The organism is Clostridium sp. YIM B02555 (assembly GCF_022320955.1).
Lineage (GTDB): Bacteria > Bacillota > Clostridia > Clostridiales > Clostridiaceae > Clostridium > Clostridium saccharoperbutylacetonicum.
Map to the genome: position 1 here is coordinate 48,241 of NZ_JAKJJY010000020.1, position 15,974 is coordinate 64,214.

Annotated in this window: 13 protein-coding genes and 1 riboswitch; all 13 genes read left to right on the top strand. The window is 29.8% G+C overall.

The features are described from left to right. Positions 1-135: 135 nt before the first annotated feature. The 13 genes from L3B98_RS21900 (at position 136) to L3B98_RS21960 (ending at position 15,725) form a co-directional block, all read left to right on the top strand. On the top strand, positions 136-1,440 hold the full coding sequence (locus L3B98_RS21900) for an MFS transporter (RefSeq protein ID WP_015395342.1): 1,305 nt from the start codon (positions 136-138) through the stop codon (positions 1,438-1,440). A 181-nt stretch (positions 1,441-1,621) separates the two neighbouring features. Then, the gene (locus L3B98_RS21905) at positions 1,622-2,491 is read left to right on the top strand and encodes a shikimate dehydrogenase (protein ID WP_015395341.1); all 870 of its coding nucleotides are present in this window, start codon (positions 1,622-1,624) and stop codon (positions 2,489-2,491) included. Between the two features lie 168 nt (positions 2,492-2,659). Then, complete coding sequence (gene aroD / locus L3B98_RS21910; RefSeq protein WP_015395340.1) at positions 2,660-3,427, top strand: type I 3-dehydroquinate dehydratase; 768 nt, start codon at positions 2,660-2,662, stop codon at positions 3,425-3,427. Positions 3,428-3,435: 8 nt separating this feature from the next. Beyond that, positions 3,436-3,525: riboswitch (cyclic di-GMP riboswitch) on the top strand. A gap of 447 nt (positions 3,526-3,972) precedes the next feature. Then, a complete protein-coding gene (locus L3B98_RS21915) occupies positions 3,973-5,970 on the top strand; it encodes a methyl-accepting chemotaxis protein (protein WP_015395339.1) in 1,998 nt (665 codons plus the stop codon). 282 nt (positions 5,971-6,252) lie between these two features. Beyond that, positions 6,253-6,669 carry an SRPBCC family protein gene (locus L3B98_RS21920; RefSeq protein ID WP_238918254.1) on the top strand — a complete coding sequence of 139 codons (417 nt, stop codon included), beginning with the start codon at positions 6,253-6,255 and terminating at the stop codon, positions 6,667-6,669. A 15-nt stretch (positions 6,670-6,684) separates the two neighbouring features. Beyond that, positions 6,685-7,167 (top strand): N-acetyltransferase, encoded by a 483-nt coding sequence (locus L3B98_RS21925; protein WP_015395337.1) that lies wholly within the window; start codon positions 6,685-6,687, stop codon positions 7,165-7,167. A gap of 86 nt (positions 7,168-7,253) precedes the next feature. After that, on the top strand, positions 7,254-8,999 hold the full coding sequence (locus L3B98_RS21930; RefSeq protein WP_015395336.1) for a glycoside hydrolase family 28 protein: 1,746 nt from the start codon (positions 7,254-7,256) through the stop codon (positions 8,997-8,999). Between the two features lie 161 nt (positions 9,000-9,160). Continuing rightward, complete coding sequence (gene ugpC, locus L3B98_RS21935; RefSeq protein ID WP_238918255.1) at positions 9,161-10,273, top strand: sn-glycerol-3-phosphate ABC transporter ATP-binding protein UgpC; 1,113 nt, start codon at positions 9,161-9,163, stop codon at positions 10,271-10,273. Between the two features lie 251 nt (positions 10,274-10,524). After that, the gene (locus tag L3B98_RS21940) at positions 10,525-11,205 is read left to right on the top strand and encodes a DUF624 domain-containing protein (protein ID WP_015395334.1); all 681 of its coding nucleotides are present in this window, start codon (positions 10,525-10,527) and stop codon (positions 11,203-11,205) included. A gap of 135 nt (positions 11,206-11,340) precedes the next feature. Then, positions 11,341-12,627 carry an extracellular solute-binding protein gene (locus L3B98_RS21945; RefSeq protein WP_238918256.1) on the top strand — a complete coding sequence of 429 codons (1,287 nt, stop codon included), beginning with the start codon at positions 11,341-11,343 and terminating at the stop codon, positions 12,625-12,627. Positions 12,628-12,805: 178 nt separating this feature from the next. Further along, positions 12,806-13,732, top strand: a complete 927-nt coding sequence (locus tag L3B98_RS21950) for a sugar ABC transporter permease (protein ID WP_077366346.1) — start codon at positions 12,806-12,808, stop codon at positions 13,730-13,732. A 7-nt stretch (positions 13,733-13,739) separates the two neighbouring features. Then, complete coding sequence (locus tag L3B98_RS21955) at positions 13,740-14,588, top strand: carbohydrate ABC transporter permease (protein WP_077366345.1); 849 nt, start codon at positions 13,740-13,742, stop codon at positions 14,586-14,588. A 120-nt stretch (positions 14,589-14,708) separates the two neighbouring features. After that, positions 14,709-15,725, top strand: a complete 1,017-nt coding sequence (locus L3B98_RS21960; protein ID WP_015395330.1) for a glycoside hydrolase family 130 protein — start codon at positions 14,709-14,711, stop codon at positions 15,723-15,725. Positions 15,726-15,974: the final 249 nt, after the last annotated feature.

Here is a 15,974-nt window from a genome sequence, read left to right on the forward strand (position 1 = left end):
TTAAAGTAAATCATTGTGATGTACCTAATGTGAAAATATGAGTATATATAAAATATTTGTGTAAAATTGCTGAATAATGTAATAAAATAAGTTATATAACAATGCTATAATATAATTAAAATTGGAGGGACAACGATGAGTCAAACAAATGTAAGTAGAGTAAAAGAAAAACCTACAAAAAGACGATGGTTTGTATTATTTTTGGTTTGTATAATAACTTTTATTAATTATCTAGATAGAGCTAATATTTCAGTAGCTGCTCCATTTATATCAAGCGATATGGGATTTGACGCTGCAAAAATGGGATTAATATTTTCTGCTATGAGTTGGTCATATACATGCATGCAAATTCCATGTGGTTGGTTTCTTGAACGGTTAGGACCAAGAGTAGTGTATGGGATTGCACTTTTTGGATGGTCTGCATTTACAGGAGCCATGTCTCTTACTTATAACTTTGCTAGTATGATTGCTTGCCGTCTTGGACTTGGAATATTTGAGGCGCCAGCTTTTCCAGCAAATAGCCGTATTGTTACTGCATGGTTTCCATCTAGGGAACGTGGTTTAGCAATTGGTGCTTACACAGGAGCTGAATATGTAGGACTCGCATTATGTACTCCTATTTTAACATGGCTTTTAGTAACATTCGGATGGAAATCTATATTTGTAGCTACTGGTTTAATTGGAATTATATTCACATTTTTCTGGTTGATTTGCTACAATGATCCAGGTAAATCAAAAGGTGTTAATCAAGCAGAGATTGACCTTATTAAAGAAGGCGGTGGTCTTTCAGATACTATTGCAGAAAAAAATAAAGTTAATTGGAAACAGGTAAAGTATCTTTTTACAAGCCGTCAGTTATGGGGAATGTATATAGGTGGATTTTGTAATACTGCTATATTATTCTTTTTCATGACATGGTTTCCATCTTATCTTGTTGCTGAAAAACATATGACTATGTTAAAGATGGGGATTTATGGAGCTTTACCATATATGGCAGCAATTGCTGGAGTTTTGTTTGCTGGAAGATGGTCAGATTGGATGATTTCTAAAGAATATGGAATAGGAATATCACGTAAACTTCCAGTTATTATCGGTTTGCTATTATCTGCTGTTATTATGGCTGCTAATTATACTAATGATATTACAATTGTTATCATATTTATGTGCATAGCTTTCTTTGGTCAAGGTATGGCATCAACTATTTCTTGGGCCTTATTATCTGAGATAATGCCTAAGCAATTAGTAGGATTATGTGGTTCAGTTTTTAATTTTGTATCTAATATGGGAGGGGCTTTATCTCCTGCTATAGTTGGTTATCTAATTGCTGCAACAGGATCGTATGCATCTGCATTGGTTTTTGTTTCTGCAATGGGTGGATTAGGTGCTTTTTCATACATATTTATTATCGGAAAACCTAAACGTATTGTGATTCCAGATTAATTAAGGTTATGTTTAGCAATCTAGATTTTTAGTAATTTATCTATAGAACATTTCTATTGATAATAAGAGAAGAATTAATTGGAATATTATTAGAAATAGACATATCATATAATTGTAGGAAAATTAACAAATAAAAATTTTAATAAATATATATTATTTAAATATTAAGGAGAGATGATAAATGGAAAGACGTATTACAGGATATACTACATTAATAGGGTTAATTGCAACGCCAATAAAGCATACTAAATCACCAACAATGCACAATGAGGCTTTTTCATATTTAGGACTAGATTATGCATACCTTGCTTTTGAAGTTGGAAACGATGAACTAGAAGATGCAGTAAAAGGATTAAAGGCATTAAAAGCTCGTGGATCTAATGTATCAATGCCTAATAAGACTGTTATTCACAAATATTTAGATAAGATTTCTCCAGCAGCAGAGCTTGCAGGTGCAGTTAACACTGTTGTAAATGATGATGGTGTTTTAACTGGACATATAACAGATGGAGTTGGATTTATGACTTCATTAAAAGATAGTGGTATTGATGTGATTGGTAAAAAAATGACTATAGCAGGAGCTGGTGGTGCTGCAACAGCAATTCAAGTTCAAGCTGCTTTAGATGGTGTAGCTGAAATATCTATCTTTAATATTAAAGATAAATTCTGGGCAAGAGCAGAAGAAACAGTTAAAAAGTTAACTGAAAAAACAAACTGTAAAGTTAAATTATTTGACTTAGCTGATACTGATGCTTTAAGAAGTGAAATTGAATCAAGTTATCTTTTTGTAAATGCTACAGGTGTTGGTATGAAGCCATTAGAAGGTCAAATGGTAATTCCAGATGAAACATACTTACGTCCTGATTTATTCGTAGCAGATACAGTTTATATGCCACACGTAACTAAATTATTAGAAACAGCTGATAAAGTAGGTTGTAAATGGATTAATGGTGATGGTATGATGTTATATCAAGGAGCAGAAGCATTTAAACTTTTCACAGGAAAAGAAATGCCTATTGAACATATGAAAGAATTCTTAAATATCAAATAATATTGAAAGTATGTTAAAAAAATAATGCAGCTTCTAGTATGACAATTTTAAAGTTTGTTGTATTAGAAGCTATTTCTGAGATTAATAATTATTATAATATTGTACATAATTTAAAAATAAAGCAATAATATTCATAATATATTTTTTTAAAACAGTAGGGGGATAGCTATGAAAAAAACAGTAAAAGTTAGAAATGTTGTACTTGGTGAAGGAACTCCTAAAATTTGCGTTCCAATCGTTGGAAGGACAAAGGAAGAACTTATTGAAGAAGTTGAAGCTTTAAAGGATATCAGTTTAGATGTTGTTGAATGGCGTGTTGATTATTATGAAAATGTAGAAGACATAGAAAGAGTTAAAGAATTACTTGTTAGTTTAAGAAAGCTACTTTCAAATACACCAATATTATTCACATTCCGTAGCAAAAAGGAAGGTGGAGAAAAAGAAGTATCTACAAATTATTATGCAAAATTGAACAAAGAAATTGCAGCTACTAGATTAGTTGACTTAATCGATGTAGAACTTTTTACAGGAGATGAAATTGTTAAAGATATAGTTGCTTATGCACATGATTCTGAAGTTAAAGTTGTAATGTCAAATCATGATTTCTTTAAGACTCCAGTTCAAGAAGAAATTGTGTTACGTTTGAGAAAAATGCAAGAATTAGGAGCTGATTTACCTAAAATTGCAGTAATGCCTCAAAATAAAAACGACGTGTTAGTTTTACTTTCAGCTACAAATGAAATGGTTGAAAATTATGCTGAGGGGCCAATTATTACAATGTCTATGGCAGGTACTGGGGTTATAAGCCGTTTAGCAGGTGAAGTATTTGGTTCAGCATTAACTTTTGGAGCTGCCAAAAAAGCTTCAGCACCTGGTCAAATAGGAGTTGCTGATTTACGTACAGTTCTTAATATTTTACATAATAGTATAAAATAATAAAAATATAATGTTAATAGCACACTTACTGAAAGGTAGGGCCGCAAAGCTATGAGTCTAAGGAAAATTTAATTTTCTATGATTGTCAGGTTGCCAAAATGTATTTATACAAATTTTAAGCTTTATTTTGGTGCCTATAATTATATGGGCACTTTTTTATTCTTTAGGAAATTATATTATTGGAGAATCTGTGGATAACTTTTGAAACAGACTAATCAACTAGGTTTAATATTTTAAAAGAATAAAAAAATAAATCATATTCGCCTGCATAAAATGTTCTCGTATGCAGCATAGCTGCTTTTTCTAAGGTGCAGATTTTTCTCACATGCGTTCGAAAAGGCAGATGCGCACCTATAAAAAGAGTGCGAAGCACAATACGGAACTTAATATTAAAAATCTACGGCTCCACAGTCGCCTGCGATTTTTTTATTTTATATAGAAAGATAGATGATACATATAAACTTTTAATAATAAAAAACGAAAATTAAGTAAAGAGAATGATTATAAGAACTACTTTATACTTAAATAGTGATAGGGGGAAATTTATGAAAAGTATTAAAACAAAATTAATAGTGTTTTTGGGATTAATGTTAGCAATTATATGCATAGGATTAGGTATAATTTCATTTATCAATTCATCGAATGCATTAAAATCGAATTTAGGGAAGACATTGCCTAAAATTGCAGAACAAACTGCAAGTAATGTTTCTGGAAGACTTGAAGGGCAGTTAAAAACATTGGAGGCTATTGCAGCTAAACCAGAAATAAGTGATCCTAATATAGCAACAGAAAGTAAGATGCCAATTCTTTCAAATGAAGGTAAAAGAATTGGAAGTATTAGATTAGAATTTGTAGAAGCAAATGGAGACATTAAAAAACCAGATGGAACAATTGTTAATGTTAAAGACAGAGTATACTTAAAAAATGCATTAGCAGGTAAGGATAATGTATCAGATCCGATAGTAAGTAAAGATGCTAATAAACAAGTTGTAGTTGTGTATGCAGTTCCTGTTAAATATAATGATAAAATTGTAGGTGTTTTAATAGAAACAAGAGATGGAAATTATTTAAGTGAATTAACCAATCAACTTAAAATTGGACAAACTGGCTATGCATTTATGATTAGAAAAGATGGAGTAAATATTGCAAGTACTGATAAAGATAAAGTTACCAATTTATATAATCCAATAGATGAAGCAAAAAAAGATCCGAAATTACAAGCAATAGCAGATATTGAAGTTAAAATGGGTGCAGGTGAGACAGGAATAGGTAAATATAGTTTTGGTGGAGTAGATAAATATGTAGGATATGCACCAGTTTCTGGAACTGAATGGTCTGTAGGTGTTATAGTAACAGAAACTGAAGTGTTATCAGAATTATCTGGTTTGAAGATTTCAGTTGCAATATCTTCAATAATATTTATATTAATTGGAGGTTGCATTATATACTTAATTTCAAATAATATATCTAAAGGTGTTAAATTAACTTCAAAGCATTTGAAGGTATTGTCAGAGGGAAACTTGATTGAGGAAGTTCCAATTAAATATTTGAATCAAAAAGATGAAATTGGAGAAATGACTGCTTCAATGAAAATGATGCAAGAATCGTTAGGGATAATGATAAAGCAAGTTAAGGATAATTCATCAAACATTAACTTACAGTCAGAAAATTTATCTTCTATCTCAGAAGAAATAGCAAATGTATCAGAAAATGTTACAGGAGCAATATCTGAAATTGCTACAGGTACGAGCAATCAATCAGAAGAATTAATATATATAACAGAAATTCTTAGTGAGTTTAGCAAGAAGTTGTCTGGAATGGTTAAAGAAATACAGATTGTAGATTCGAATTCTAGAGAGATAAGCGTGATGGCGGGGGATAGTAGTAATGAAATGAATGGATTAAATCAATCAGTAACAAATGTAAGTAATTCATTCAAAACATTTTATAGTAAGATTACTGAACTTGGTAGGAATGTAAATAAAATAAATGAAATCACTAATCTGATAAACGAAGTGGCTGATCAAACAAATTTATTAGCATTAAATGCAGCAATTGAGGCAGCGAGAGCAGGTGAATCTGGTAAGGGCTTTGCAGTAGTTGCAGATGAAATCAGACAACTTGCAGAACAATCAAAAGAGTCATCTGAAAGTATAAGTAAGTTAATAAGTGGAATATCTAAAGATACAGACGTTATTGTCCAAGATTCTGTTACTATGGATAATGAATTGATGAATCAAGTTGATGTTATAGAAAATTCAGTAATATCATTTAAAAAGATAATTGAAGCAGTAGATGAAGTAATTCCTAAAATTGATGTTGTTAAAAAATCAGCTGAAAATATAGAAAAAGATAAGAACACAATTTTAAATAAAATAGATGGTTTATCTTCAATTTCAGTTGAAGTTTCAGCATCTTCTCAAGAAATTTCAGCGTCTTCAGAAGAAATGAATGCTTCAACGGAAGAGGTTGCATCAGCAGCACAAATGCTTAATAGCATGACTAATGCAATGCTTGTGGAAGTAAATAAATTTAAAGTTTAAATTTGTTAATCAGCTAATGGTTGTGAAAAATTATAGATAGAATAAATTTATTTATATAAGAAGAGTTAAGAGGATTTAAAATTTCTCTTAGCTCTTTTTTATCTGCTTAACATGGATAAATTGGTAAACAAAATATTTGTTATTGTTATTTATAAAGGTATTTTAATGTGAAAACCAATGTAATTTAGTAATTTAAAAACAGAAAATGATTGAATGATTACATTATTATGGGTATAAATAAGTTATAATAATAATGAAATGTCATATTGAAGGTGGGATAAAATGGCAAGTGCAAATATAAAACTAATTTTAAACGAGGGTATAAAAACTGTATGGGAGGTAGTAACTTCTCTTGATAATTATTCATGGAGGAGTGATTTAAGAAAAATTGAGGTTTTGGAAGCAGAAAAAAAATTTGTGGAGTATACAAAAGAAGGATATGCTACAACTTTTACAATAACTAAGTTTGAACCTATGACGCGTTATGAGTTTGATATGGATAATAATAATATGCATGGTCATTGGGTAGGATTATTTTCAAAGATAGATGATAATAGGACAGAGATAAATTTTACAGAGAATGTGTTAACTAAAAAGTGGATTATGAAACCTTTTGTAGGAATATATTTGAAAAAACAACAAGCAGTTTATATTTCAGATTTAGAAAAAACGTTGAAGAAAAATAATTCTAATAAATAAAAGGAGCTAATGAAAATGGAGATAAGAATTGCAACCATAGAAGATATACAAGCAATCACTGCTGTTGAATCATTGTGTTTCCCAGTAGCAGAAGCAGCTTCAGAAAGTGATTTCAAGAATAGATTAACAATTTATCCTAACCATTTTTGGCTATTAGAGGATGATGGAAAGCTAGTTGGTTTTGTAAATGGAATGGTCACAGATAAGAGAAAATTATGTGATGAGATGTTTGAAAATGCTAATTTACATAATGAAAAGGGTGAATGGCAAATGATTTTTGGTGTAAATACTATACCAGAATATCGTAGGTTAGGTTGTGCAGAAAAAATAATAACTAGAGTTATTGCTGATGCCAAAACTCAAGGACGCACTGGATTGGTACTTACTTGTAAAGAAAAATTGATTCATTATTACGAAAAATTTGGTTTTGAAAATGAAGGAATTTCAGAATCAACACATGGAGGCGTCGTTTGGTATGACATGCGTTTGACATTTTAACAGGATATAATGCAATTAGTTAGAATATGTTAACAAAAAGATCATGTGAATTATTTTATAGTTAAGTATGAAAAGAGGCGCAAGTAATGAGAAAGAAGGTAGCTATAACTTCAGTAATAGTCTTTGGAGTAATCGCAGTAATATTTATAGGGTTAATTTTATCAAAAAACAACGGCGTAGCAGCAACTGATGTATTAGCACCGCAAGATTTATCTGTTCCAATTTTAGCTTATGATGATAATAGTATTACCTTGGCTTGGCACAAACCTGAAAATTATAACAATATAAAAAATTACAATATATATATGAATGGAAAACTTGTAGGTAACTCAAATGATAATAAAAATTCAAAAGCTAAACCCTTTATAGATAATTTCTATAAAGATTCAAGCAACAAATCAGCAGTAAACATAAGTATGCATAATTATGTAGTTTCTGGTCTTAATCCAAATACTTCATATACTTTTACAGTTAGGGCGGTTGATAAAAATGGCAAGGAATCACAAGATAGTAATCAAGTGATTCAAACTACAACAAAAACACCAGAGATATTTGATGTTACCAAATATGGAGCTGTTGGTGATGGAAAAACTTTAGATACAAATGCAATTCAAAAAGCTATAGATGCCTGTACTTCAGATGGTAAAGTTTTAATTCCAGCCGGAAAAGTATTTAAATCTGGAGCTATTTGGCTAAAAGGTGATATTATTTTTCAAGTTGATGGAAAGCTTTTAGGCTCTGAAAATCCAGAAGATTATATAAAAAGTGGAACAGGTAAAAGTAGTGCACTTATTAATGCTATAGGTAGTAATAGTTCCAATCTAAAAATTGTAGGTAGTGGAGTAATAGATGGGAATGGGTGGAAACAAGGTGAACCAGAAAAAACAACTAATTTTCCTAATTCACTAAAAAGTAGTATAAAAACGGTTGAAGAAAATGGTATCCTTGCAGCTAAGCAATATAAAGCAGCGAAAATTAAGGGGCTTTCAGACACAGAAGCTTACAGTAGAAGATCTAATTTAATATCAATAAGCAATATAAATAATGTTTATTATGGAGATGGACTTTCATTTGTTAATCCAAGTCAACATACAATTGGAAGTAATAGCTGTAGTAATGTGGTATTAAATGGTGCACTAATTAAAACTTTTGATTGCAATAATTCAGATGGAATAGATTTTGATTCCAAAGGATTAACAGTATTAAATTGTGTTTTTGATACAGGAGATGACTGTGTGAATTTTACAGCGGGAAAAGGTGCAGATGCAGAAAAAAATCGTAAGCCTGTAACTGATGTTTGGGTATTTGATAACTATTTTGGTCGTGGGCATGGTGCAATTGTGGCTGGTAGTAATACAGCAGCTTGGATAGAAAATATTTTGGCAGAAGATAATGTTATGAATGGTACAGGTTCTGGATTACGTTGTAAATCATCACCAGGAACAGGTGGAGGCGCAAAAGATATTATATTTAGAGACTCAGCATTAAAAAATATTACTGATGGAGAAGGAGAACCATTTATATTTACATCTAACTATAGTAATAGCACTGCAACAGGGGCTTTTAAGCCAGCTCAGGATTTGCCACAATTCAAAAATATTAATATTATTAATTGCAGTGTGGATGGAGCAAAAAGTAATGCAATATTTGTGTTGGGTTTAAAGGATATGTGTCATACTGATATTCATTTTGAAAATGTATCATTTAATAATACTAAGGAAGCAAAAATAGATTATTTAACCAATAGTTCATTTAAAAATGTTACCTTTGATAGTGAATTAAAAGACCCTTGGAATGTGACAAATTCAGATAAATTAAACTTTGAAAAATAGAAAGTTGGATTCAAATAAATAAGATTTAATTAAAAATTAATTAAATCTTATTTATTTTTTTATTCTTGTAAGAATTAAAAAAGAATGGTATATTTATATTGTTAAGATTAACGTTAAACTAAAAAAGTTAACAATTAAGCGTTATTTTAGGAGGTTTTTTAATGGCTGATATTCTATTTAAAAATATAGTAAAAACTTATCCCGGCAATGTAACCGTTGTAAAGGATTTGAATTTAAAAATTGATGAAGGGGAATTTGTTGTTTTAGTTGGTCCATCAGGGTGTGGTAAATCAACAACTTTAAGAATGATTGCAGGATTGGAAGATATAAGTGGTGGAGAATTATATATTGGTGATAGATTAGTCAATGATGTTTCTCCGAAAGATAGAGATATTTCAATGGTTTTTCAAAATTATGCATTATATCCACATATGACTGTATACAAAAATATTGGATTTGGTATGAATTTAAGAAAAATGGATAAAAAATTAATAGATGAAAAAATTAGAAATGTAGCCAAAATTCTTGATATTGAATATTTATTGAATCGTAAGCCTAAGGAACTTTCTGGTGGTCAAAGGCAACGTGTAGCATTAGGAAGAGCTATGGTTCACGAACCAGCTGTTTTTCTTTTGGACGAACCACTTTCGAATTTAGATGCAAAACTTCGTGCTGAAATGAGAGGGGAAATAACTAAGCTACATAAAAAATTAGGAATTACGTTTGTATATGTTACTCATGATCAGGTAGAAGCAATGACAATGGGAGATAAAATTGTTGTTATGAAAGACGGATACATACAACAGGTTGATAAACCAATGACGCTATATAATTTACCAGCTAATCAATTTGTTGCTGGTTTTATTGGATCACCACAAATGAATTTTATAGATGGAGTTATTGAAAAAAAAGAAAAAGAATACTATGTTAAGTTTGATGAGTATAGTATTTTGATTCCTAAAAATAAAGGTGGAGAAGAAACATTTGAATCATATGTTGGGAAGGATGTTGTTCTTGGAATTAGGCCTGAACATATTGGCATAGAAAAAGAATTTTTGGAAAAGTATAAAGAGAATGTATTAGCTACGCAAATAGTTATTCAAGAATTAATGGGAGCTGAAGTGTATCTCCACGTTAATTGTAATGATAAAAAACTTACTATTCGTGCATCTGCAAGTACATTTATGCATCCAGGAGATGCAATTAAAGTTGCTATAGATGAAGAAAAAATACATTTATTTGATAAAGAAACAAGTAAAACTATTTGCAATTAATTAAAGTTAATATAAAATTAGCAACTATTAAGGTGATTTTGTGCTTAAAATCACCTTAATGATTAGCATTGTATTTAAAAAAATTAATATTCATTAGAATTATATATATATTTATTTATATGTTGCAAAAAGAATTGTTAAAAAGTTATAGATTTGCAAAGAAAATCATCAGTCATTGATAATTTAATATTGAATGGGGATAATTGTAATAATATATATTAAGATAAGCAAAAAAACTATGGAGGTGTACTATGAGATTATTTTTCTTTGACTACAATAGAGAGGGACCAGGTGTTTCAAAAGATGCACCTCCAAAGGAAGGAATGGCTTTGTTTTGGAATATATTTTTACGTGAATTTACCTCGCTTTTTAAACTGAATTTACTATTTATTATAACTTGTATACCTATAGTTACAATTGGACCAGCTATTGGAGCAATGACTGCAGTTACTATCAAGATGGTGCAAGATAAACCTTCAGACTTATATTATGACTTTAAGGAAGCTATTAAGAAGAATTGGAAATCTTCTTTTGTTATTTTTATTTTTCAAATTATATTTGTTGTGATTTTGAGTAAATCATTAATATTTTGTGTTAGGTCAGAAGGTTTGATTTATAATATTATAATTTCGATTTTAGTTATAGCTGGAATATTATTCGGCATTTGGTCAATATATATTTATCCAATGAGTGTAAGTGTTAATTTAACCTTAAGAGAAATGTTTAAGAATTCATTTTTATTAAGCATTATATATGTTAAATATTCTATTATAACATTGATAATATGTATGGGATTACTCGAAGCAAGTGCTGTATTTTTACCATTTAATTTACTAGCAATTTTATTTTGTACATTTTCATTTGTTAGTTTTTTTTGCAGCTTTTGTGCATGGAGCGGAATAAAGAAATATATTATAAAAACAGAAAAGTAAAATGTTAACTTACAAATCAAAAAGAGTAACTTAAATATAAAAATGATAACTTAAATTATTGACAACGATTAAATTTTTATATATACTAAAACCAGTTAAACGTTAACTTAAAAACTTAGAAAAGGGGTATGTAAAATGAAAATTCGTAAAAATTTAGCAATATTAATTGCTGGAGCACTAGCTGTTGGAACTTTAACTGGTTGTGGTAGTAGTGGTACAAGCTCATCTAGTAAAGACGATGGAAAATCAGGATCAACACTTACAGTATTAACACATAGAACTGATATGGATGAAGTTTTTAAAAAATATAAAGAAGAATTTGAGTCAAAACATCCTGGAACTACAGTTAATTTTGAATCAGTAAACGATTATCAAAATACAATGAATACTAGAATGGGAACAGAGGACTATGGTGATGTTCTAATGATGCCTTCTAATATTACAAAAAATCAATATAAAGACTTTTATGAACCAATGGGAACTGAATCAGAACTTAAAGATAAATATGCGTTCCTTGATAATGCTAATGTAGATGGAACAGTTTATGGTTTATCAACTGGTGCTAATGCAAATGGTTTTGTATATAATGAAAAGGTTTTTAAAGATGCTGGAATTACAAAAATACCAACATCCCCAGAAGAATTTATGGCTGCCTTAAAAGCTATAAAAGAAAAAACATCTGCAGTTCCTTTATATACAAACTATGTAGCAGATTGGGCTTTAACTAACTGGACTAATGCACAATTTGTTAATGTTTCAGGAGATGTAGATTATCCAAATAAAGTGACTTATGACAAGAATGCGTTTAAGCAAGGATCTACTCTTTATACATCATTAAAATTATTAAATGATGCAGTAGCTAATAAATATGTTGAGCAAGATCCGATGACATCAGATTGGGAAAAATCAAAACAAGATATGGCTGATAATAAAATAGGCGTAATGGCACTAGGTTCATGGGCTATAGGACAAATTCAAGCTAAATCAAAAACACCTGAAAATATTAAGTTTATGAGTGCACCTGTAAATCATAATGGTAAACAAATTATTCAGATGGGTTCTGATTTTATGATGGGTGTAAATGTTCACAGTAAAAATAAAAATATTGCAAAAGAATTTGTAAAATATTTCGTAGAAAAATATCCAAATGATTCTAATATGATTTCATCTATTGTTGGTGCTAAATTGCCTGCTTACTTATCAGGAAGTAATGCTGAATTAGTTCAGCAAAAGATGGGGGCTACTCAAAATGCTGTTGATTTAGACAAAGTACAAAAAGAATCATTAATTAACCTTAGTGATAGCAAATGGGTTAAAACTATTATAGAAATTGGATTAGGAAATGGAAAACAAACATTTGATCAATATATGAATTCTTTGAATGATAATTGGACAAAAGGAATTGAATCTATTGGAAAATAGTAAAATTTAGTTGCTTGAAAAATTATTTATTAAAAAATAATTTTTTAAATAAGATGTAGTAAGGCTTAAATCAGTTGAAAAATAGTAATATACATTTACTTTTAATAACTGTTAACTGGGAGAGGTTATCAGAAAACTGATTTAAGTGCTTCAAATTAAAAGTAAAGGAGTGTTATTAGTGGTAACAAATGCTAAGCATATAACACCTAGTACAACTAAGAAAAAATTTAGTTTTTCTTCTTTGCCATATAAGAAACAAAAAATAATAATTTCTGCTTTGTTTTTAGCTGTTCCAGTAGTGTTATTAGTAGTATTCACATATTTGCCTGCAGTAGCAATGGCAGGATATAGTTTTACAGATTGGGATGGAGTTAGCAAAACTAAAACTTTTGTAGGATTAAAAAATTATAAAACTATACTTAGTGATACGAAGTATTTTGAACCTTTATTTGTAAGTATATATTATTTTGTTGCATCATTTGTGCAAATTGCATTAGGTATTTTAATTGCATACTTAGTATCCTTTAAATGTAAATTTTCTAATTTATTTAAAGGAGTATACTTTTTCCCATCATTAATTAATAGTGTTGCAATAAGTTTTGTATTCATATTCTTCTTTCAACCAGGAAGTACCTTTGATACTATTTTAAACGCTATTGGTTTAGGTGGATTTATAAAGTATTGGCTACAAGACCCAAAGATTGTTAACATATCTTTGGCTTCAGTATCAGTTTGGAGATATGTTGGATATAACATCGTAATGTTTTCAGCTGCAATGGCTTCAATTTCATCAGATATTTTAGAAGCAGCTAGAGTTGATGGGGCTAGTAGATTTCAACAGCTCAGATATATAATAATACCAGGTATTTCAACAATTTTGGGATTACAATTATTCCTAGCACTCACAGGAGCATTATCAGCATTTGAAACCCCTTATATAATGACTAATGGTGGAAATGGAAGTATGACTTTTATAATTCAAACTGTACAATATGCATTCCAAAATCATAGAGTTGGTTTAGCTTCTGCAATGGCAATGATATTGTTAGCAATGTGTATTATTATAACTAGCATACAAAATGCAGTTATGAAGAGGAAAGGGTGATTAAAACATGAGTAAAAGAAAGTTGAATAGAAAAGAGATTGCTTATGAAACAGTTAAATATGCTGTATTAATCTTTTTTTTACTAGTATTCATTATTCCTATCTTAAGTGTATTTTTTGCAGCCTTTAAGACAAGTACGGAATATTCTTCAACAAATGCATTACAATTACCTAAATCATTTTTGAATTTTGATAATTTTAAAGTGGTATTTAACCAAGGAAATATGCTTAATGGTTTTAAAAATACGTTAATTGTTTTAGTATTCTCTCTTTTTGGTTCAGTTCTTACTGGTTCTATGGCAGCATACATATTTAGTAGATTTAAAACAAAGTTTAGTAAATTTGTTAATGGAATGTTTTTAGTGGCAGTAATGATTCCAGGTATTGCAACACAAGTTGCGACATTCCAAATAGTATCTGGATTAGGGTTATTTAATACTAGATTAGCCCCAATAATATTATATTGTGGTACAGATATAATGAGTATTTATATATTCTTGCAATTCCTGGAAAATATTTCGGTTTCATTAGATGAATCTGCAATAATTGATGGTGCTAATTATTTTCAAATATTCTACAAAATAATTCTTCCACTACTTTCGCCAGCAATTATAACTGTTTTGATCACAAAAGGAGTTGGTGTTTATAATGATTTCTATACTCCATTTTTATATACTCCAAAAGCAGAATTATTAACAATATCTACAACACTATTTAAATTTAAGGGACCATATGGTGCTCACTGGGAAATAATAGCAGCTGGGATGGTTCTGATTATGATTCCAACCTTCCTTGTGTTTATTACATTACAAAAATATATTTATAGTGGACTAGTATCTGGATCGGTAAAAGAATAATAAGATAAGTTAATAAAAGTTGTAAAACAATAAAATATGAAGTGAGAAGTAATGTTAAGTTATGTATTAATAAAGGTTTATTGCATAATATTAATAGTTTCTTGAGAAAGGTGAATTGATATGAGTAAAATTTTAGGTGAAAAACTAGAAAATATGCCATGGCAGGAAAAGCCAAATAACTTTGAAGGTCCAATATGGAGACATACAGAAAATCCAATTATAGGGAGAAATCCTGTAGAAGGTGTATCAAGAATTTTTAATAGTGCAGTAATGCCATATAATAAAGAGTTTATTGGAGTTTTTCGTGGAGAAACCATCAATGGAAGACCTCATATTTATTTAGGTCACAGCAAAGATGGAATTAACTGGAATTTTGATAAAGAAAGAATAAAATTTGTTGATGAGAATGGAGAGGATTATCAACCTCTATATGCATATGATCCAAGATTAGTAAAAGTAGAAGACACATATTATATTATATGGTGTGGAGATTTTGATGGAGCAGCAATTGGATTAGCTAAGACACAAGATTTTAAGACATTTACAAGATTGGAAAATCCGTTCTTGCCATTTAATCGTAATGGAGTTTTATTCCCTAAGAAAATTGATGGGAAATTCATTATGCTATCAAGACCTAGTGATAATGGTCATACTCCTTTTGGTGATGTTTTCTTAAGTAAAAGTCCGGATTTGAACTATTGGGGAAAGCATAGAATTGTAATGCAAAAAGGTGGAAATGGATGGTGGCAGTCAGTAAAAATTGGTTGTGGCCCTGCACCTATTGAAACAGATGAAGGTTGGTTGATTTTTTATCATGGTGTAACTGGAACATGCAACGGATTAGTCTACTCTATGAGTGCAGCACTTTTAGATAAAGAATGCCCATCTAAAGTTTTATATAGAGCTGGAAGCATAATGTTAACACCGGAAGAATGGTATGAAGAACGTGGATTTGTTCCAAATGTTGTTTTCCCATGTGCAGCTTTAACGGATGCTAAAACAGGAAGAATAGCCATTTATTATGGTGCGGCAGATACTTATGTAGGTTTAGCATATACTACTATTGATGAAACTGTAAAATTCATAAAAGAACATAATGAACTTGGAGCAATAGATAGTCTAGAAGGAAGATTATAGTAGAATTATACCTCGTAATTAATCGTTAACTTTAAATATAAAGTGATAAGGTTAATAAGTTAAAATAATTGAACTGTATTTTTAGCTAATATTGTAAACTCGTTTAGAGTATATACTAATAGCGAAATACAGTTTTTTATTGTATAATAAAGGTATAATTGTGAAAACTAATCGTTTATTCATATAAAGCGTAATTTGAAGTGATAAATATAATAATTAGGGGTAAACTAAGTGTTAAATATTGAGAGA

What these genes read in the sequence shown, in the direction of transcription:
- L3B98_RS21940 (WP_015395334.1), top strand. Translation starts at nt 10,525, where the DNA reads ATGAGATTATTTTTCTTTGACTACAATAGAGAGGGACCAGGTGTTTCA.
- L3B98_RS21930 (WP_015395336.1), top strand. Translation starts at nt 7,254, where the DNA reads ATGAGAAAGAAGGTAGCTATAACTTCAGTAATAGTCTTTGGAGTAATC.
- L3B98_RS21915 (WP_015395339.1), top strand. Translation starts at nt 3,973, where the DNA reads ATGAAAAGTATTAAAACAAAATTAATAGTGTTTTTGGGATTAATGTTA.
- L3B98_RS21960 (WP_015395330.1), top strand. Translation starts at nt 14,709, where the DNA reads ATGAGTAAAATTTTAGGTGAAAAACTAGAAAATATGCCATGGCAGGAA.
- L3B98_RS21905 (WP_015395341.1), top strand. Translation starts at nt 1,622, where the DNA reads ATGGAAAGACGTATTACAGGATATACTACATTAATAGGGTTAATTGCA.
- ugpC (WP_238918255.1), top strand. Translation starts at nt 9,161, where the DNA reads ATGGCTGATATTCTATTTAAAAATATAGTAAAAACTTATCCCGGCAAT.
- L3B98_RS21900 (WP_015395342.1), top strand. Translation starts at nt 136, where the DNA reads ATGAGTCAAACAAATGTAAGTAGAGTAAAAGAAAAACCTACAAAAAGA.
- L3B98_RS21925 (WP_015395337.1), top strand. Translation starts at nt 6,685, where the DNA reads ATGGAGATAAGAATTGCAACCATAGAAGATATACAAGCAATCACTGCT.
- L3B98_RS21955 (WP_077366345.1), top strand. Translation starts at nt 13,740, where the DNA reads ATGAGTAAAAGAAAGTTGAATAGAAAAGAGATTGCTTATGAAACAGTT.
- aroD (WP_015395340.1), top strand. Translation starts at nt 2,660, where the DNA reads ATGAAAAAAACAGTAAAAGTTAGAAATGTTGTACTTGGTGAAGGAACT.
- L3B98_RS21945 (WP_238918256.1), top strand. Translation starts at nt 11,341, where the DNA reads ATGAAAATTCGTAAAAATTTAGCAATATTAATTGCTGGAGCACTAGCT.
- L3B98_RS21920 (WP_238918254.1), top strand. Translation starts at nt 6,253, where the DNA reads ATGGCAAGTGCAAATATAAAACTAATTTTAAACGAGGGTATAAAAACT.